A 13802-nucleotide genomic window follows, 5' to 3' on the forward strand; every position below is an offset into this window, starting at 1 on the left:
CCTTTCGTGTTCGTGTCCACCGCGGCTCGGACCCCGAACCCGCGGATCAGGAGGTCGAAGTTCCCTCGCCCCGCTGCACCGCGCCGACCGGTCGGGCGGGTGTGCGGCCCCGCCCGCCGGTCACGGGCGAGGGGTCAGAAGCGCGCCCAGTCGTCGGCGGCGGGCCGCCACACGTCGATGTTGCGCGGGTCGACCGCCATCCGGCGGGCCCGGTGGGTCTCGTGCTCCTCGGGGGTGAACACCCGGTGCCTGTCGCACAGCTCGTAGCGCGGCCCGTGCCGGGTGTCGTGCATGTAGAAGGCGATCGACGTCGAGGCCGAGTGGTTGACCAGGTCCGAGGCGATCGGGACCTTCTTGTACTGGGCCCGCGCCCGGCCGCGCATCACGTGGTCGAAGCTCTTCATCATGAAGCACAGGTGCGCGACGTAGAACTCGTTGTTGCGCTGGATCGCCAGGCTGTGGTGGTAGCGGTCCTCGCTGCGCAGGAAGACCGTGACGTCGCCGACGTGGTCGGACTCCTGGAAGCCGAGCACCTTGGTGTAGAACGCCAACGTCTCGTCGTACTTGTCGGTGGCGAGGAAGGGGTGCACCAGGTCCAGCGGGCGCAGCTCGATCAGCGGCGGCTCGGCGTACTCCTGGAACTCGGTGAACAGCTCGACGATCAGCCCGTTGGGGTCGCGGACGGCGAAGCCCCGCTGGACCAGGCCCTTGACCCGGTCGGCCAGCTCGAAGACCTCGTGCCCGGCGGCGGTGACCCGCTCGCGCAGGTCGTCGAGGACGGCGTCGTTCTCGACGCTGAACCCGACCGCCGTGGTCCAGGACTCGGTGCGCTGCGGCGCGGCGACCAGCTCGATGCTGTGGTGTTCGAGGTCGGCGCGCAGGAACGCGTACTCGTCGTCGTGCTGCTCCAGTTGCAGCCCGACGTGGTACTGGAGGAACTCGATGGAGGCGGCCAGGTCCGGCACCTCGATCCGGGCGTACTCCATGCCGTAGGGCCCACGGCGGCGGGCGGTGGCCTCGGTGGTCATCTGTGACCCCTCTCGATGGGCTGGGCGTCCCCGGCGGTGGGGAGACTGACGATGGCCTGACGCTCGATGACCGGCCGCCAGCGTTCCCGGACGAACCGCTCGTGCGAGTCGCTGTGCAGGTAGTCGAGCAGGTCCTGCTCGGTGGGGAACTCCACGACGAAGCCGTGGGTCATGCTGGTGTCGCGGGTGCTGACGTTGACCCCGCTGCGCCAGTTACGCATCGCGGGATACCGGCTCGGAAAGGTCTCCAGCTCGGCCAGGACGGACTCGGCCGCGCCGGGCGGCAGGTCGTCGCGGAACCGGAAGACCAGCATGTGGGTGATCATGGCGGCCGGCTCAGAGGATGAAGCTGAGTCGGGCGCCGGGATCCATCGACTCCATCACCGGCACGGCCCGGCGCAGCCGGAACCGCAGCCCGTCCGGGTCGACCTTGAGCACGTGCTCGTACCGGCCGACGTAGGTGTAGGCGCCGTTGTCGCGGTAGCGGTGGATGAGGAAGTTGGCGCTGATCCAGACGGTCTCCGCGCCGGCCTCCAGCAGCAGCACGTTGGAGATCATCCGGTGGGTCCGCGAGTGCGGGTTCTCGGCGTGCGCCTTGCGGCTCTTGAGCCGCTTGACCCGGGCCTGGATCAGCTCGTAGTCGTCGGCGACGAAGTACCCGGCGGTGGTGGCGTCCCAACCGGCCCAGTCGGTGGTCGGCACCTCCAGCCGGCCACCCGGCTCGATCAGGGTGAGCCACTCGTCGAGTCGCCACTCGTCGAGCAGTTGCGCCTCCCGGTAGAGGAAGTCCTCCACCTCGGCCCGGGTCACCTCGCGCGACTCCACCTTGACCACTCCCCCACGGCTCCCGGCCGTCGTTGACAACGCGCTCACTTGCCCGCACCCCCCGCGGCGGGTCCGGCGGCGGGCGTACCGGCCGGCGGGTCGCCGGCCACGCTGGTGCCCGCCCCGACGACCTCGGCCCAGCGCCGCCAGAAGCTGCGCATCGCGCCCTCGTCGATGGAGCGGCCCTGGTTGCCCTGCTTCTCGTTGGCCATGCCCCGGGACATGTCGCTCCAGTCGTGCGCGGGGTCGACCGAGTCGGCGGTCGCGGTGATGCCGCGCTGCACCGCCTCGTACGCCTCGATGTCGTCGGGGGTGGCCAGGCCGCCCGGTCCGACGAAGCTGACCATCGTCTTGATCCGCAGCGCGCGGACCGACTCCGGCTCGCCGACCTCGACGAACTGCCAGGCCCGCACGTCGGTGCGGTCGGCGGCGACGGGTTCGAGCTGCCGGATGGTCAGCGCCTCCAGGTCGAACAGCAGCAGGTTGGGGAAGACGAACAGGATGCGGCTGGCGTCGGCCACCTCGGCGGCGAGTTCGGGGCCGAGGCGGGCCTCCAGCTCGCGGCGCTTGGTGACGGTGCGGGTCTTCTCCTCGTCGCCGAAGCGGGGCTCCCACACCATGCCGATCCGGCCGTTGTGCCCGGTGAGCACGAGCAGCCCGTGGCCGCCGCCGAGGTCGTAGGCGTACTGGTCGTCGTCGGTGACGGCGAAGCCGGTCTCGCGCAGGTAGCCGACGAAGGTGTTGTGGGTGGGGGCGAAGTGGTAGCCGTCCATCGCGTTCTCGACGGCCAGCTTCCAGTTGCCCTTCACGCTGTAGAGCTGCACGCCCGGCAGGGTGGTCATGCCGTGCTCGCCGATCTTGGCGGTCAGCGACATGTAGTGCGCGGCCGGTCCGAGGTGGGTCAGCAGGTCCGGCACGTCCGGGTCGAAGGCGACGAAGACGAAGCCCTCGTGGATCTGGAGCCGGGGCACCTGCCGCAGGGCCATCGAGGCCCTGAAGGCGGGGTCGTCGGGGTACGCGTCGTCACCGGGCAGCGCGGCCAGCTCGCCCGAGTTGCTGAACGCCCAGGCGTGGTAGAAGCACTGGAAGAACTTCGTGTTGCCCTCGCTGTGCCGGCACAGCACGGTGCCCCGGTGGGTGCAGGCGTTGAAGAAGGCCCGCACCTGGCCGTCGGCGTCCCGGCAGAAGATCAGCGGTCGACCGCCGAGGGTACGGGTCTTGAAGTCGCCCGCCTTCGGGATCTCGGTCTCGTGACCGAGATAGAGCCAGGTGTGATTCCAGATCCGGTCGACCTCGGTCCGGAAGACCTCCGGATCGCGGTACGCCGAGCGGTGCACCCGGAACCGCAGCGCCTCCCAGTCCTCGTCGATCATCGCGCCGGTTGCACCGAGCGGACGTACCGGCGTCTGCTGCGCCATCACCTCACCGCCTTCTACGTCATGCGAGACAGCATCTCGCTACACGATGCTGCTACTCCGCCATGGCAACTGTCAAGAGCAGGGAAGACTCCGGCACCGGGTTACTCGCTGTTAATACGAACGCAACACGTACCTGCTGATTCGCCGGCCACGATGCCCCACATCCGACTCGGCCCGGCCGATCCGCCCCACGGCGATCACCGGCCCCGGATGCGGCCCGCGCACCCCGTCGCCGGCCGCCGGCCACCCGCACCGGGCAGCGCCGTCCCGTCGCACCGCCAGCCGGTGTCACCCCTCCCGGAGGATGTCATGCTCCAGCCGCACGATGGCCCGATCGGTGGAACCCACTACCTGCCCAGCACCCCGGACACCTGCCTGTGGGGCCGGCTGCCCAACCGGCGGCACGAACCCGTGCTGCGGGTCGGCTCCGGGGAGACCGTGACCATCGACACGCTCAGCCACGAGGGGATCCTGGAGGACCAGGGGCGCGATCCGGTCGGCTACCTCAAGCAGTTCGACGTACCCAGCGACCGGGTGCTCGCCGACGCCCGCGACCTGGCCGCCTCCGACGTCGCCCACGACTACGACGCCGACGGCCCGCACGTGGTCACCGGCCCGATCGCGGTGGCCGGGGCCGAACCCGGCGACCTGCTCCGGATCGAGGTGCTCGACCTGCTCGTCCGCGCCCCGTACGGCTTCATCAGCAGCCGGCACGGCTACGGCGCGCTGCCCGGGGAGTACCCGCTCACCCCGACCGACACCGGCCCGGACGGCGACGGCCCCCGGGAGTACGGCACCGTCAGCCACTTCACCGAGGTGATCCACCACGGCGGCCGGCTGTTCGGCACCCTGCCGTACGGCGACGGCCGCGCGGCCCGCTTCCCGCTCGCACCGTTCCTCGGCCTGATGGGCGTCGCCGTCGACACCGACGAGCCGGTCCACTCGGTACCACCCGGCGCGTTCGGCGGCAACCTCGACATCAACGAGTTGCAGGTCGGCTCGGCCCTCTACCTGCCGGTGCAGCTGCCCGGGGCGGGTTTCTACGCCGGTGACCCGCACTACGCCCAGGGCGACGGCGAGGTGGCGCTGACCGCCCTGGAGGCACCGCTGCGGGCCACCCTGCGGCTGTCGGTGATCCCCCGTGCGCAGGCCGGCCTGCTGCTCGGTGGGGTCGACGGGCCGTTCGGCGAGACCGCCACCCACTGGCTGCCGGTCGGCCTGCACGCCGACCTCGACGAGGCGATGCGGCGGGCCGTCCGGGCCGCCGTCGACTTCCTCGTCCGCACCCAGGGCATGCCCCCGCAGACCGCCCTGGCCTACCTCAGCGCCGCCGCCGACTTCGAGGTCAGCCAGGTCGTCGACGGGGTGAAGGGCATCCACTGCCTGATCCGCAAGGCCGACTTCCCGGCCCACTTCTGACCGACGGCCCCTGCTGACCGACGGCACGGGTCCCGGCCGGTGGCACCGCGCCACCGGCCGGGACGACCGGGAGGGGTCACCAGCGGGCCCGGGTCACCGCACGGTGCACCGGCGAGGCCCACAGCGGCACCGCCGCCACGCCGTCGCCCCCGACCGGGACAGACCGGGGGCGACGCGCAGCCGGCCGGAGCCGGGCCGCTCCGTCGCCGGAAACAGCACGACGGGCGGCAGGATCAGGGAGAACAGGTCAGGCGGCCGTGGGCACCTCGGCTCGGCGGGGCGCGGCGGCCATCGCCCCCGCCCGGGTGACGGTGACCGCCGCCGCCCGGCTCGCCCACCGGGCCGCCTCGTCGATCGCCGCGCCGTCGAGCAGCGCGTCGGCCAGGGCGGCACAGAAGGTGTCCCCGGCACCGGTGGCGTCCACCGCGTCGACCTGCTCCGCCGGCACCAGCCACTGCCGGTCGGTGGTCACCACCAGCGCGCCGTCGCCGCCGAGGGTCACCACCACCGGCCCCCGGGTGCCCAGCGAGCGGGCCATCGCGGCCAACCCGTCGACCCCGACGTCCGGCGTCGGCGCACCGGCCAGGGCGGCCAGCTCACCCCGGTTGGGCACCAGCACGTCGACCCGGGCCAGGGTCGCCGGGTCGACCGGGCGGGCCGGGGCCGGGTTGAGCACCACCAGGCCCTCCGCCAGGCGTACCGCCTCGGCCACCACCGCGGCGTCGACCTCCTGTTGCAGCAACACCGCCCGCGCCGACCCGAGCAGGTCACGCAGGGGCGCGAGGTGCTCGGGCGCGAGCCACATGTTCGCCCCCGAACTCACCGCGATGGTGCTGTCGCCGTCGGCGGTGACCAGGACGATCGCCTGCCCGGTCGGCCGGGGAGCGCGCAGCACCGACTCGGTGGTCACCCCCTCGGCGGCGATCAGCCCGAGCAGCCAGTCCCCGTCGGCGTCGATGCCGACCGCGCCGACCATCGCCACCCGGCGACCCAGCCGGGCGGCGGCGACCGCCTGGTTGGCGCCCTTGCCGCCGCCGGTACGCCGGTGGTCGGCCGCGCCGAGCACGGTCTGACCGGGGGCGGGCAGCTCGTGCAGCGGCACCACCACGTCCACGTTGAGGCTGCCCACCACGACGATGTCGGTCATCGCGGTCAGCCCTGCCCCGGACGCCAGGCGTGCGGCAGGAAGTCCGCCCGGGGCGGGGCGAAGACGTCCACGTTGATGCACGGGCCCTCGGTCGGTTCGATGTAGTGCTCCGCGCCCCGCGGCACGAGCAGCAGCGAGCCCGGCCCCATCGGGTGCGGCACGCCGTCGACGTAGTAGTTGCACCGGCCGCCGAGGATCAGCACCAACTGGTCGAAGTCGTCGTGGTGGTGCGGGTTGAGGTCCATCCCGACGGCCAGCTCGTGCCAGGCGAAGAGGACCTCGTCGGTGGCGTACACCTTGCGGCGTACCCCGGGCCGGACCTCGGTGGCCGGGATGTCGTCCCAGTTGACCGAGATGCCGTACAGCTGCGGATTGAGCATGTGAACGCGTCCCCTTCTCAGGCGGGTCGGGCAGGTGCGGCGAGCCGACGCAGGCCGGCCCCGAGCAGTTGCAGGTCCGAGCCGACGACGAGGTACCGCGCGTCGGTCAGGCCGCAGCCATCCAGCGTTTCGGCGGAGCGCTCGGCGACCCAACCGCCGAGGGCGACCCCGGTCGCGCGGGCCGCGTCGGCGATGTCCCCGGTGCGCCGCAGCAGCGGCCCCCGGTCGTCGGTGGTCGACAGGCCCAGGCTCACCGCCAGGTCGGTGGTCCCGACGAAGCCGACGTCCACCCCGGTCAGCAGGGCGGGCAGCGGGTCGTCGGTGGTCGCCGTCTCGATCTGCGCCACCAGTACGGGCGGGTGCTCGGCCTCCGCCGCCAGGTACCGGTCGAGGCCGTCACCGCCGTACCCCGCCGACGGGTGCGCCAGGCTGATGCTGCGCCGCCCGTGCGGGGCGTACCGGCTGGCCGCGCGCAGCGCCTCGACGTCGGCCCGGCGACGCACGGTCGACAGCTGCACCCCGACGGCCCCGGCCTCCAGCAGCCGGTTGACCTGGCCGGGGTCGACGGCCGGGACCCGGACCAGCGCCGGCAGGCCGGCCAGGGCGGCGAGCCGGAGCTGGTCGGTGGCGGTGCGCTCGTCCAGCCCGGAGTGCTCCAGGTCGACCACGACGAAGTCGAGGCCGGCGCGGGCGGCCAGGGCGATCACGTCGGCCCCGGGCAGCTTGACGAAGGTGCCGACGAGCTGCCCGCCGTCGCGCAGCGTGCCCCGCAGCCGGGCCCGGGCGGCGTGCACGCCGGTGGGCGGCGTCGTCCCGGCGGACGCCGCCCCCGCTGCTGGCGGCCCGGCGGACGCCGGTGGCGTCGACCCGCCGGACGCCGGTGGCATCGACCCGGCGGACGCCGAACCCGGTGGCGTCGACCCGGCGAACACCTGCGCACGCCCCGGCGGGGTCGGCTCGACGGCGGACATCAGCGGGTCACGCCCCGGTGGCGGGCAGGCCGCGCCACGGCACGGTCGGCACCTGCTCACCGGCGAGCAGTACCACGGCCGGGTCCAGCCGGGGCGCGGTGATCTTGTTGCCGGCGGCGTCGGGCAGCACCGCCTCCTCGGCCTCGGCCAGCACGGTGACGTGGGCCGGGCCGCCCTCGACCAGGCTGCCGTAGCCCTCGGCCTCCAGGCCGGTCAGCCGGGCCGGTGCGGAGGTCACCCGGGGCACCAGCTGCTCCAGGGTCATCCCCATCGCGCGCAACTTGGCCATGCTGGTGACCAGGTCGAACACCGGGCCGCGCCAGTTGCGGGCGCTGGTGTCGGAGGTGACCACGTCGGGCAGGAAGCCCTGCTCGATCGCCGGGCGGGCGACGGCGAAGCTGAGATTGCTCTTGCCGTGGGCGGACTCGAACAGCACCCCGCGCTCCCGGGCGGCGTACACCTCGGGCAGCACGGTGCCGTCGTTGAGGATGCCGTACGGCTTGCCGGTGTAGCAGTGCGCCACGACGTCGCCAGGGCGCAGCAGGGGCAGGATCACCGGCAGCGGCTCCGGCGTCTCCCCGATGTGGATCATGAGCGGCAGGCCGGCCTCGGCGGCGAGCGCCAGGGACCGCTTGAGCAGCGGACGCCAGTCCATCCCGACGACGTCCTCGGAGAGCCGGATCTTGAAACCGCGCACCCGGTGCGGGTTCGCCTCGGCCACCGCCAGCGCGTCCTCCGGGACCAGCGTGCCCGGGTTGATCAGCTCACCGAACCGGAAGTCGATCAGGCCGAGGACCGAGACGTTGAGGAAGTTGACCAGCCGCATCCGGGCCGGGACGGCGACGTACTTCTCGAACGCGGCGAAGGTGGACGCGCCGACCGTGCCGGCGTCGCAGGCGGCGACGACGCCCCGGTGCAGGTGCGCCTCGTCCGGCGGGGCACCGACCTTGGAGACCTCGGCGAAGATGTGGGTGTGCGCCTCGACCAGGCCGGGCAGCACGTACTGCCCGGTGCAGTCGATCACCCGGTCGGCGTCGGCGGCGAGGCCGGGCGCGATCCGGGCCACCCGGTCGCCGGTGACCGCGACGTCGGCTACCCGACTGGCCCCGGTCTCGCCGTCGAACACCTGGCCGCCGGCCAGCACCAGGTCGTATCGGTCGGAATTCTCACTCATGACATCGGGCTCTCTGTGCGAAGCGAGTAGGTCGACGCGCTGACGGCGGCCGGCGCGGGATGGTCCGGGCCCTCGGCACGGAACCGGGTACGCAGGGGCAGCACCCCGGCGACGGTGACCTCGACCTGGTCGCCGGGGCTCAGGAAGCAGCCCCGGTCCTGGCCGGTGCCGGTCGGGGTGCCGGTGAGCACCACGTCACCGGGCTCCAGCACCACGTAACTGGTGATCCAGGCGAGCAGGTCGGGCACCGGGAAGATCAGGTCGGCGGTGCTGGCCTGCTGGCGCAGCTCCCCGTTGACGGTGGTGCGTACCCCGATGGCCTCCCGGTCGGCGACCGCGCCGAGGCCGAGCACCGAGGCGCCCAGGGCGCCGAAGCCGGGGAAGCTCTTGGCCAGGGTGGGGTTGCCGGTGGCGGCCATCACGTCCCGGGCGGTCAGGTCGTTGGCGGCGGTGATCGCGGCGAGGTGCGCCCAGACCTGCCCGGCCGGGGTGTGGTGCATCCGCGTACCGACGACCAGGGCGACCTCACCCTCGTAGTCGGACTGTTCGCTGACCGAGCCGGGCAGCGGCACGGTGTCCCCCGGGCCGGAGCCGGCGCTTGGCGACTTGAGATAGAGCACCGGTCGGGTGGGCAGCGCCCGTCCGGTGGTCCGGGCCTTGCAGTGGTAGTTCAGCCCGACCCCCCACACCGCCCGGGTGCCGGACAGCGGGGCGCGCAGGTCGCCGACGAGGGTCTCCAGCGGCAGCCGCCGCCGGACCCGGGCCTCGACGGCCGGGGTGAAGCCGAGTCCGGCGCGCAGCATGGCCGCCACGTCCGGGTACGGCAGGTCGAGCAGCTCGACGTCGTCACCGACGATCCGGCCCAGCCCGTACCGGGTGACCACCAGGTGCGCGTCGGCGGGCCCCGGGGCGGTCATGCCGCGTCCGAGGAGTGGCCGGGAACGGTGCCGAGCGCCGGGTTGACCAGCGGAGCCAGGTTGTTGACGGCGGCGGCGGCCTCACCGAAGCCGACCGAGATGAGGCGTACCTTGCCGTCGTAGTCGGTGATGTCGCCGGCGGCGAAGACCCGGGGCAGGTTGGTGCGCATCGACCGGTCCACCGCGATGTGCCGGCGACGCATCTCCAGCCCCCACTGCTCCATCGCGCTGAGGTCGGCGATGAAGCCGAGCGCGGCCACCACCGCCTGGGCGGGCAGCGTCTGGCGGCCCTCGCCGCGCACCTCGGCGATCTGCACCGCCTCGATGTGCTGCTCCCCGTCGATCCCGCAGACCTCGTACGGGGTGAGCACCCGCACGGTCGAGTCGTGCAGCTGGGTGACGCTGTGCTCGTGGGCACGGAACTGCGGTCGCCGGTGCACCAGGGTGACGCTGCTGGCGTACGGCTCCAGGGCCAGCGCCCAGTCGACGGCGGAGTCGCCGCCGCCGACCACCACGACCTCCTGCCCGGCGAGTTCCTCGAGCCGGGGTACGAAGTAGCGCAGCCCCCGGCCGAGGTGACCGCTGCCGACCGGCAGCTCGCGGGGGGTGAAGGTGCCGATGCCGGCGGTCAGCAGCACGGCGGCCGCCCGGACCTCGGTGCCGGTGTCGGTGCCGATCAGCACGTGGTCCTCGGCGCAGGTCAGCTCGATGGCGCTCTGCCCGAGCAGGAAGGTCGGCTTGGCGGTGGCGGCCTGGGTGAGCAGGGCGTCGACGAGTTCCTGGCCCCGAACGGCGGGCAGTCCGGCGATGTCGTAGATCGCCTTCTCGGGGTAGAGGGCGGCGATCTGCCCGCCGGCCTCGGGCAGCGAGTCGATCACCGCCACGCTCATCCCGCGGAAGCCGGCGTAGTAGGTGGCGTAGAGCCCGGCCGGGCCGGCGCCGACGATCGCGAGGTCGACCTCGTGCCGCTCGGCCATCAGCTGGCGCTTTCCGCGACGGCCGGGTGGTCGTGGCCGACCCGGCCGATCTTGCGGGCGCCGCCCGGGGTGCCGATCTCGGAGAAGAACTCGGCGTTGATCGGGCCGAACCGGGCCCGGTCGGCGGGCAGGTCGTCGAAGTGGAAGATCGAGGTGACCGGGCAGACCGGCTCGCAGCGCCCGCAGTCGACGCACTCGTCCGGGTTGATGTACATCATCCGGTCGCCCTCGTAGATGCAGTCCACCGGGCATTCCTCGACGCAGGACCGATCCTGTACGTCCACACATTCGTCGGTGACCACGTAGGCCATCGGTCCTCCTGCGGTTGGGTCGGCCGGCCACATCCGAGCCGACGCGGCAGGTCGGGGCGCGCAGCCGATCCGGCGTGCCGGGCCCGTTCCGCGACGTCGCCGGATGCGGGGGCGATGTCGTTTGGTGTCAGGCCACGCTAGAGACCTGGCCCAGAGTATGTCAACATACGAGACGTCATCTTGAATGAAGTCACGCAGGCGGGAGGAACCGGATGGACGACGAGGTGCCGGCGACCCTGCGCCACGCCGCCGAACGGGCGGTCGACGAGGCCACCCTGCTCGACGCCCTGGCGGCGCTCACCGCGCAGCCGACCCCGTACGGCCGGGAACGGGCCACCGCGCACCGCGTCGCCGACTGGGCCGCCACCCGCTGGCCCGAGCTGTCCTGGCGGGTCGACCCGGTGCCGCGCACGGCGACCACGCCGGACAGCGCCAACCTGGTCGGCGGCTCCGACCTCGGCGACCGCCCCGAGTTGTTGATCTACTCGCACCTGGACACCTCGCTGACCGGTGCCACCGACTTCGACGCCCCGATCACCGGCCGACGGACCCCCGCCCCCGCGCTGGAGCTGTCCGGCCCGGCCCGCGAGGTGGTCAGCGGCTTCGGTCTCGGGGTGGCCCGGGCGGCCGCCGCCGCCGCCCTGGTCGGTTACGCCGCCGCCGCCGAGGCCTGCCGGGCCGCCGGCCGGCCGCACCGGCTGACCCTGCTGCTCGCCGCCACCGGCACCCACCGCGACGATCCCACCGCCGGGCCGGACGACGGGGTCGCGCCGGCCCCCACCGTCGGTGGGGTGCTCCACCACCTGGACGACCGGCCACTGCCGGCCGCCGCGATCGTGGCCAAGACCAGCCCGGGCATCCTCACCGCCGAGCCCGGGGCGATGTTCCTGCGGGTACGGCTGACCAGCGGGTTCCATCCCGCCCTGTTCCGGGACACCGCCACGCCCCCCGGCGGGCTGCTCGTCCACCTGGGCGTGCTCGTCGAGGCGCTGGAGGAATTCCGGCAAGCACACCTGGCCCGTCGGGCCGACCCGGACGCACCGGTCGGCGCGGAGTTGGGCATCGGGGCGGTCCGGGCCGGCCAACCGGGCAAACCCGACCTGCTGCCCGGGGTGGTCGACATCCACCTCTACCTGACCACGGTGCCCGGCGACGACCCGCGGCAGATCACCGACGCGCTGCGGGCGACCCTGACCCGGCGGCTGCGCGACACTCCCCTCGCCGGCTGCGGGGTGACGGTGACCGGCCACCCGGCCCACCCGTCCGCCGCCACCGCAGCGGACGCACCGATCTGCCGGCACGCCGGGAAAGCCTGGCTCGCCGCGTTCGGCCGGCCGGCCCCACCGGTGCGCGGCTGGACCGGCTCGACCGACGGGGTGGTGCTGCGGCGACGGGGGGTGCCTACGGTACGGCTGGGGCCACCGGCGCTCCCGCCCGATCCGACCGATCCGCGACGGGAAAGGTATGCGGTGCCGGAACTGATGCGCTTCGCCCGGTTGTACGCCGACATCGCGCTACGCCACCAGCAGGCATCGACAGGCTGACGTGTCATATGCCATGATACTGTCTCACTCTGCGCACAAAGGAATCCAGATGGCGGACGATGCCCCTTCGCCGGTCAAGAGCGCTGATCCCAGCTCACCGGCGATCCAGACCGTGCAGCGCGCGGCGGTCATCCTCAACGCGTTCACGGCGGCACGTCCGCGCCTGAGCCTCAACGAACTCACCGCCAGCCTCGGCACCAGCAAGGCCACCGCGCACCGCTACACCAAGGCGCTGCGGGAGAGCAACCTGCTGCGCTACGACGAGCGGGAGGGACTCTACTCCCTCGGGCCGCAGATCCTGACCCTCTCCGCCGCCGCCCGCGCGGCGATGCCGGTCATCAGCATCGCCGGCCCGCGCATGCAGCAACTGGTCCGCGAGATCGACGAGACCGTCGTGCTCAGCGTCTGGGACGGCGACACCGCCGTGGTGGTCCGCGCCGACGACAACACCGACCGGGTCATCCGGGTCAGCGTGCGCACCGGCTCCCGGCTGTCGCGCACCGAGTCCGCCCAGGGCCGGGTGTTCTGCGCCTTCCTCCCCGAGGCCGACGTCCCGGGGCTGGCCGCCGAGATCGCCGCCTCCGCCGAGCTGCGCCGGGAGGTCGACAAGATCCGACGCACCGGCATCTCGGCCAACACGCCCTCGGCCAACGGGGTCCGCAGCATCGCCGCGCCGATCTTCCGGGGCAGCACCCTGATCGCCGCCATGGCCATCGTCGGCACCACCACCTCGGTGCCCGAGGGCACCGACAGCGCGCTCGCCATCGCCCTGCAACGCGTCGCCGCCCTGGTCACCGCCGAGCTGGGCAGTGGCGGCAACGGCCACCACCCCCCGGTCGGCAGCAACGGTCACCGCTGACGGGCGGGCAGACCCCGGGCGTCAGCTCGCGCCGAGCGCCTCGGACAACTCCCGCGCCACCAGCCGAACGCTGTCCGCCGCAGCCGCCTCCACCGCGCCGGACAGCGTCGTGCTGGTCCCCAGCACGGCCAGGGCAGCCACCACCTGGGTACGCTCGAACACCGGCGCGGCCAGCACGCGTACCCCGAAATCCTCCGGGGAGTTGGCGGCGAAACCGTCCCGGCGGACCTGCTCGACGACCGCCCGCAGCCCCGCCGACAGCCGCAACTGGCGGGCCACCGCAGGCGCCTCGGCGGCCGACAGGTAGGCACAGAACACCCGACCCTGCGCCGAGCGCAGCAGATCCAACGGCGAGCCGGTACGCACACTCAACCGCACGTCACCGCTGGTGTTGTCCATGCAGCGGACCACCGTCGGCACCTCGCCGTTCCACACGCTCAGCACCGAGGTCTGGTTGGTCAGCCGGGTGAGCCGGTCCAGGTACGGCTCGGCGGCGGTGACGATGGGCAGCGCCGCACGGGCGGCGGCCTCCATCGCCAGCACCTGCGGCCCGAGCGTGTAGGTGGCGGTGGCCACGTCGAAGCGCAGCAGGTTGGCCGCCCGCAGCGCGCGGGCGTACCGGTGCGCGGTGGCCCGGCTGATCGCCAGGTCGGCGGTCAACTCAGCCAGGCTGAGCCGGGGCCGCTCGACGGAGAACGCCTGGAGGATCGTGGCGGCCCGCTGCACCGTCTGGATCGCCGGCGCGTCACCGGCCGACTCGTCGACTCCGCCCGTCACCGCGTCACCTCGCACTCGCCGTCCACCGAAAGGCGAACTCTACCGAGCACGGACC

The 13802-nt window shown here is 73.2% G+C and carries 15 protein-coding genes; 3 read left to right on the forward strand and 12 right to left on the reverse strand.

The features are described from left to right. Positions 1 to 134: 134 nt before the first annotated feature. From ACQP2H_RS18745 to ACQP2H_RS18760, 4 genes are read right to left on the reverse strand one after another with little or no spacing between them, the layout of a single operon-like run. Complete coding sequence (locus tag ACQP2H_RS18745; protein WP_208570000.1) at positions 135 to 1028, reverse strand: VOC family protein; 894 nt, start codon at positions 1026 to 1028, stop codon at positions 135 to 137. Next, a complete protein-coding gene (locus ACQP2H_RS18750; protein ID WP_088647650.1) occupies positions 1025 to 1354 on the reverse strand; it encodes a Dabb family protein in 330 nt (109 codons plus the stop codon). The genes ACQP2H_RS18745 and ACQP2H_RS18750 overlap by 4 nt, the downstream gene beginning before the upstream one ends. Positions 1355 to 1364: 10 nt before the next feature. Then, positions 1365 to 1901: an aromatic-ring-hydroxylating dioxygenase subunit beta gene (locus ACQP2H_RS18755; protein ID WP_219463020.1), complete on the reverse strand. Its 537-nt coding sequence runs from the start codon at positions 1899 to 1901 to the stop codon at positions 1365 to 1367. Further along, positions 1898 to 3271 carry an aromatic ring-hydroxylating oxygenase subunit alpha gene (locus ACQP2H_RS18760; RefSeq protein WP_208570002.1) on the reverse strand — a complete coding sequence of 458 codons (1374 nt, stop codon included), beginning with the start codon at positions 3269 to 3271 and terminating at the stop codon, positions 1898 to 1900. Before ACQP2H_RS18760 ends, ACQP2H_RS18755 begins: the two co-directional genes overlap by 4 nt. Before the next feature lie 309 nt (positions 3272 to 3580). Between ACQP2H_RS18760 and ACQP2H_RS18765 the strand changes: the two genes are divergently transcribed. After that, on the forward strand, positions 3581 to 4690 hold the full coding sequence (locus tag ACQP2H_RS18765; protein ID WP_433228252.1) for an acetamidase/formamidase family protein: 1110 nt from the start codon (positions 3581 to 3583) through the stop codon (positions 4688 to 4690). 247 nt (positions 4691 to 4937) lie between these two features. On the opposite strand, the gene ACQP2H_RS18770 is transcribed toward ACQP2H_RS18765, so the two are convergent. From ACQP2H_RS18770 to fdxA, 7 genes are read right to left on the reverse strand one after another with little or no spacing between them, the layout of a single operon-like run. Beyond that, on the reverse strand, positions 4938 to 5837 hold the full coding sequence (locus ACQP2H_RS18770; protein ID WP_219463024.1) for a ribokinase: 900 nt from the start codon (positions 5835 to 5837) through the stop codon (positions 4938 to 4940). 5 nt (positions 5838 to 5842) lie between these two features. Beyond that, positions 5843 to 6217, reverse strand: coding sequence for a cupin domain-containing protein (locus tag ACQP2H_RS18775; protein ID WP_208570005.1), 375 nt, complete (start codon positions 6215 to 6217; stop codon positions 5843 to 5845). 17 nt (positions 6218 to 6234) lie between these two features. Next, a complete protein-coding gene (locus ACQP2H_RS18780; RefSeq protein WP_433228255.1) occupies positions 6235 to 7188 on the reverse strand; it encodes an HpcH/HpaI aldolase family protein in 954 nt (317 codons plus the stop codon). Between the two features lie 7 nt (positions 7189 to 7195). Next, positions 7196 to 8362, reverse strand: coding sequence for a hypothetical protein (locus ACQP2H_RS18785; RefSeq protein WP_219463029.1), 1167 nt, complete (start codon positions 8360 to 8362; stop codon positions 7196 to 7198). Then, positions 8359 to 9279, reverse strand: a complete 921-nt coding sequence (locus tag ACQP2H_RS18790; protein WP_219463030.1) for a fumarylacetoacetate hydrolase family protein — start codon at positions 9277 to 9279, stop codon at positions 8359 to 8361. The genes ACQP2H_RS18785 and ACQP2H_RS18790 overlap by 4 nt, the downstream gene beginning before the upstream one ends. Further along, positions 9276 to 10256 (reverse strand): NAD(P)/FAD-dependent oxidoreductase, encoded by a 981-nt coding sequence (locus tag ACQP2H_RS18795; RefSeq protein WP_208570009.1) that lies wholly within the window; start codon positions 10254 to 10256, stop codon positions 9276 to 9278. Before ACQP2H_RS18795 ends, ACQP2H_RS18790 begins: the two co-directional genes overlap by 4 nt. Further along, entirely contained in the window at positions 10256 to 10567 is a 312-nt protein-coding gene (gene fdxA / locus ACQP2H_RS18800; RefSeq protein WP_219463032.1) for a ferredoxin, read from the reverse strand. Before fdxA ends, ACQP2H_RS18795 begins: the two co-directional genes overlap by 1 nt. Positions 10568 to 10779: 212 nt before the next feature. Here fdxA and ACQP2H_RS18805 point away from each other — a divergent pair, with 212 nt between their 5' ends. Together ACQP2H_RS18805 and ACQP2H_RS18810 are read left to right on the forward strand one after the other, a co-directional pair. Beyond that, entirely contained in the window at positions 10780 to 12111 is a 1332-nt protein-coding gene (locus ACQP2H_RS18805; protein ID WP_433228258.1) for a hypothetical protein, read from the forward strand. 49 nt (positions 12112 to 12160) lie between these two features. Then, complete coding sequence (locus tag ACQP2H_RS18810) at positions 12161 to 12970, forward strand: IclR family transcriptional regulator (RefSeq protein WP_208570012.1); 810 nt, start codon at positions 12161 to 12163, stop codon at positions 12968 to 12970. Positions 12971 to 12991: 21 nt separating this feature from the next. On the opposite strand, the gene ACQP2H_RS18815 is transcribed toward ACQP2H_RS18810, so the two are convergent. After that, on the reverse strand, positions 12992 to 13747 hold the full coding sequence (locus ACQP2H_RS18815; RefSeq protein WP_433228260.1) for an IclR family transcriptional regulator: 756 nt from the start codon (positions 13745 to 13747) through the stop codon (positions 12992 to 12994). Between the last annotated feature and the right edge of the window lie 55 nt (positions 13748 to 13802).

Source organism: Micromonospora sp. CA-248260 (assembly GCF_050942205.1).
GTDB classification, from domain to species: Bacteria; Actinomycetota; Actinomycetes; order Mycobacteriales; family Micromonosporaceae; genus Micromonospora; species Micromonospora antibiotica.

What these genes read in the sequence shown, in the direction of transcription:
- ACQP2H_RS18745 (WP_208570000.1), bottom strand. Translation starts at nt 1,028, where the DNA reads ATGACCACCGAGGCCACCGCCCGCCGCCGTGGGCCCTACGGCATGGAG.
- ACQP2H_RS18750 (WP_088647650.1), bottom strand. Translation starts at nt 1,354, where the DNA reads ATGATCACCCACATGCTGGTCTTCCGGTTCCGCGACGACCTGCCGCCC.
- ACQP2H_RS18760 (WP_208570002.1), bottom strand. Translation starts at nt 3,271, where the DNA reads ATGGCGCAGCAGACGCCGGTACGTCCGCTCGGTGCAACCGGCGCGATG.
- ACQP2H_RS18765 (WP_433228252.1), top strand. Translation starts at nt 3,581, where the DNA reads ATGCTCCAGCCGCACGATGGCCCGATCGGTGGAACCCACTACCTGCCC.
- ACQP2H_RS18770 (WP_219463024.1), bottom strand. Translation starts at nt 5,837, where the DNA reads ATGACCGACATCGTCGTGGTGGGCAGCCTCAACGTGGACGTGGTGGTG.
- ACQP2H_RS18775 (WP_208570005.1), bottom strand. Translation starts at nt 6,217, where the DNA reads ATGCTCAATCCGCAGCTGTACGGCATCTCGGTCAACTGGGACGACATC.
- ACQP2H_RS18780 (WP_433228255.1), bottom strand. Translation starts at nt 7,188, where the DNA reads ATGTCCGCCGTCGAGCCGACCCCGCCGGGGCGTGCGCAGGTGTTCGCC.
- ACQP2H_RS18785 (WP_219463029.1), bottom strand. Translation starts at nt 8,362, where the DNA reads ATGAGTGAGAATTCCGACCGATACGACCTGGTGCTGGCCGGCGGCCAG.
- ACQP2H_RS18790 (WP_219463030.1), bottom strand. Translation starts at nt 9,279, where the DNA reads ATGACCGCCCCGGGGCCCGCCGACGCGCACCTGGTGGTCACCCGGTAC.
- ACQP2H_RS18795 (WP_208570009.1), bottom strand. Translation starts at nt 10,256, where the DNA reads ATGGCCGAGCGGCACGAGGTCGACCTCGCGATCGTCGGCGCCGGCCCG.
- fdxA (WP_219463032.1), bottom strand. Translation starts at nt 10,567, where the DNA reads ATGGCCTACGTGGTCACCGACGAATGTGTGGACGTACAGGATCGGTCC.
- ACQP2H_RS18805 (WP_433228258.1), top strand. Translation starts at nt 10,780, where the DNA reads ATGGACGACGAGGTGCCGGCGACCCTGCGCCACGCCGCCGAACGGGCG.
- ACQP2H_RS18810 (WP_208570012.1), top strand. Translation starts at nt 12,161, where the DNA reads ATGGCGGACGATGCCCCTTCGCCGGTCAAGAGCGCTGATCCCAGCTCA.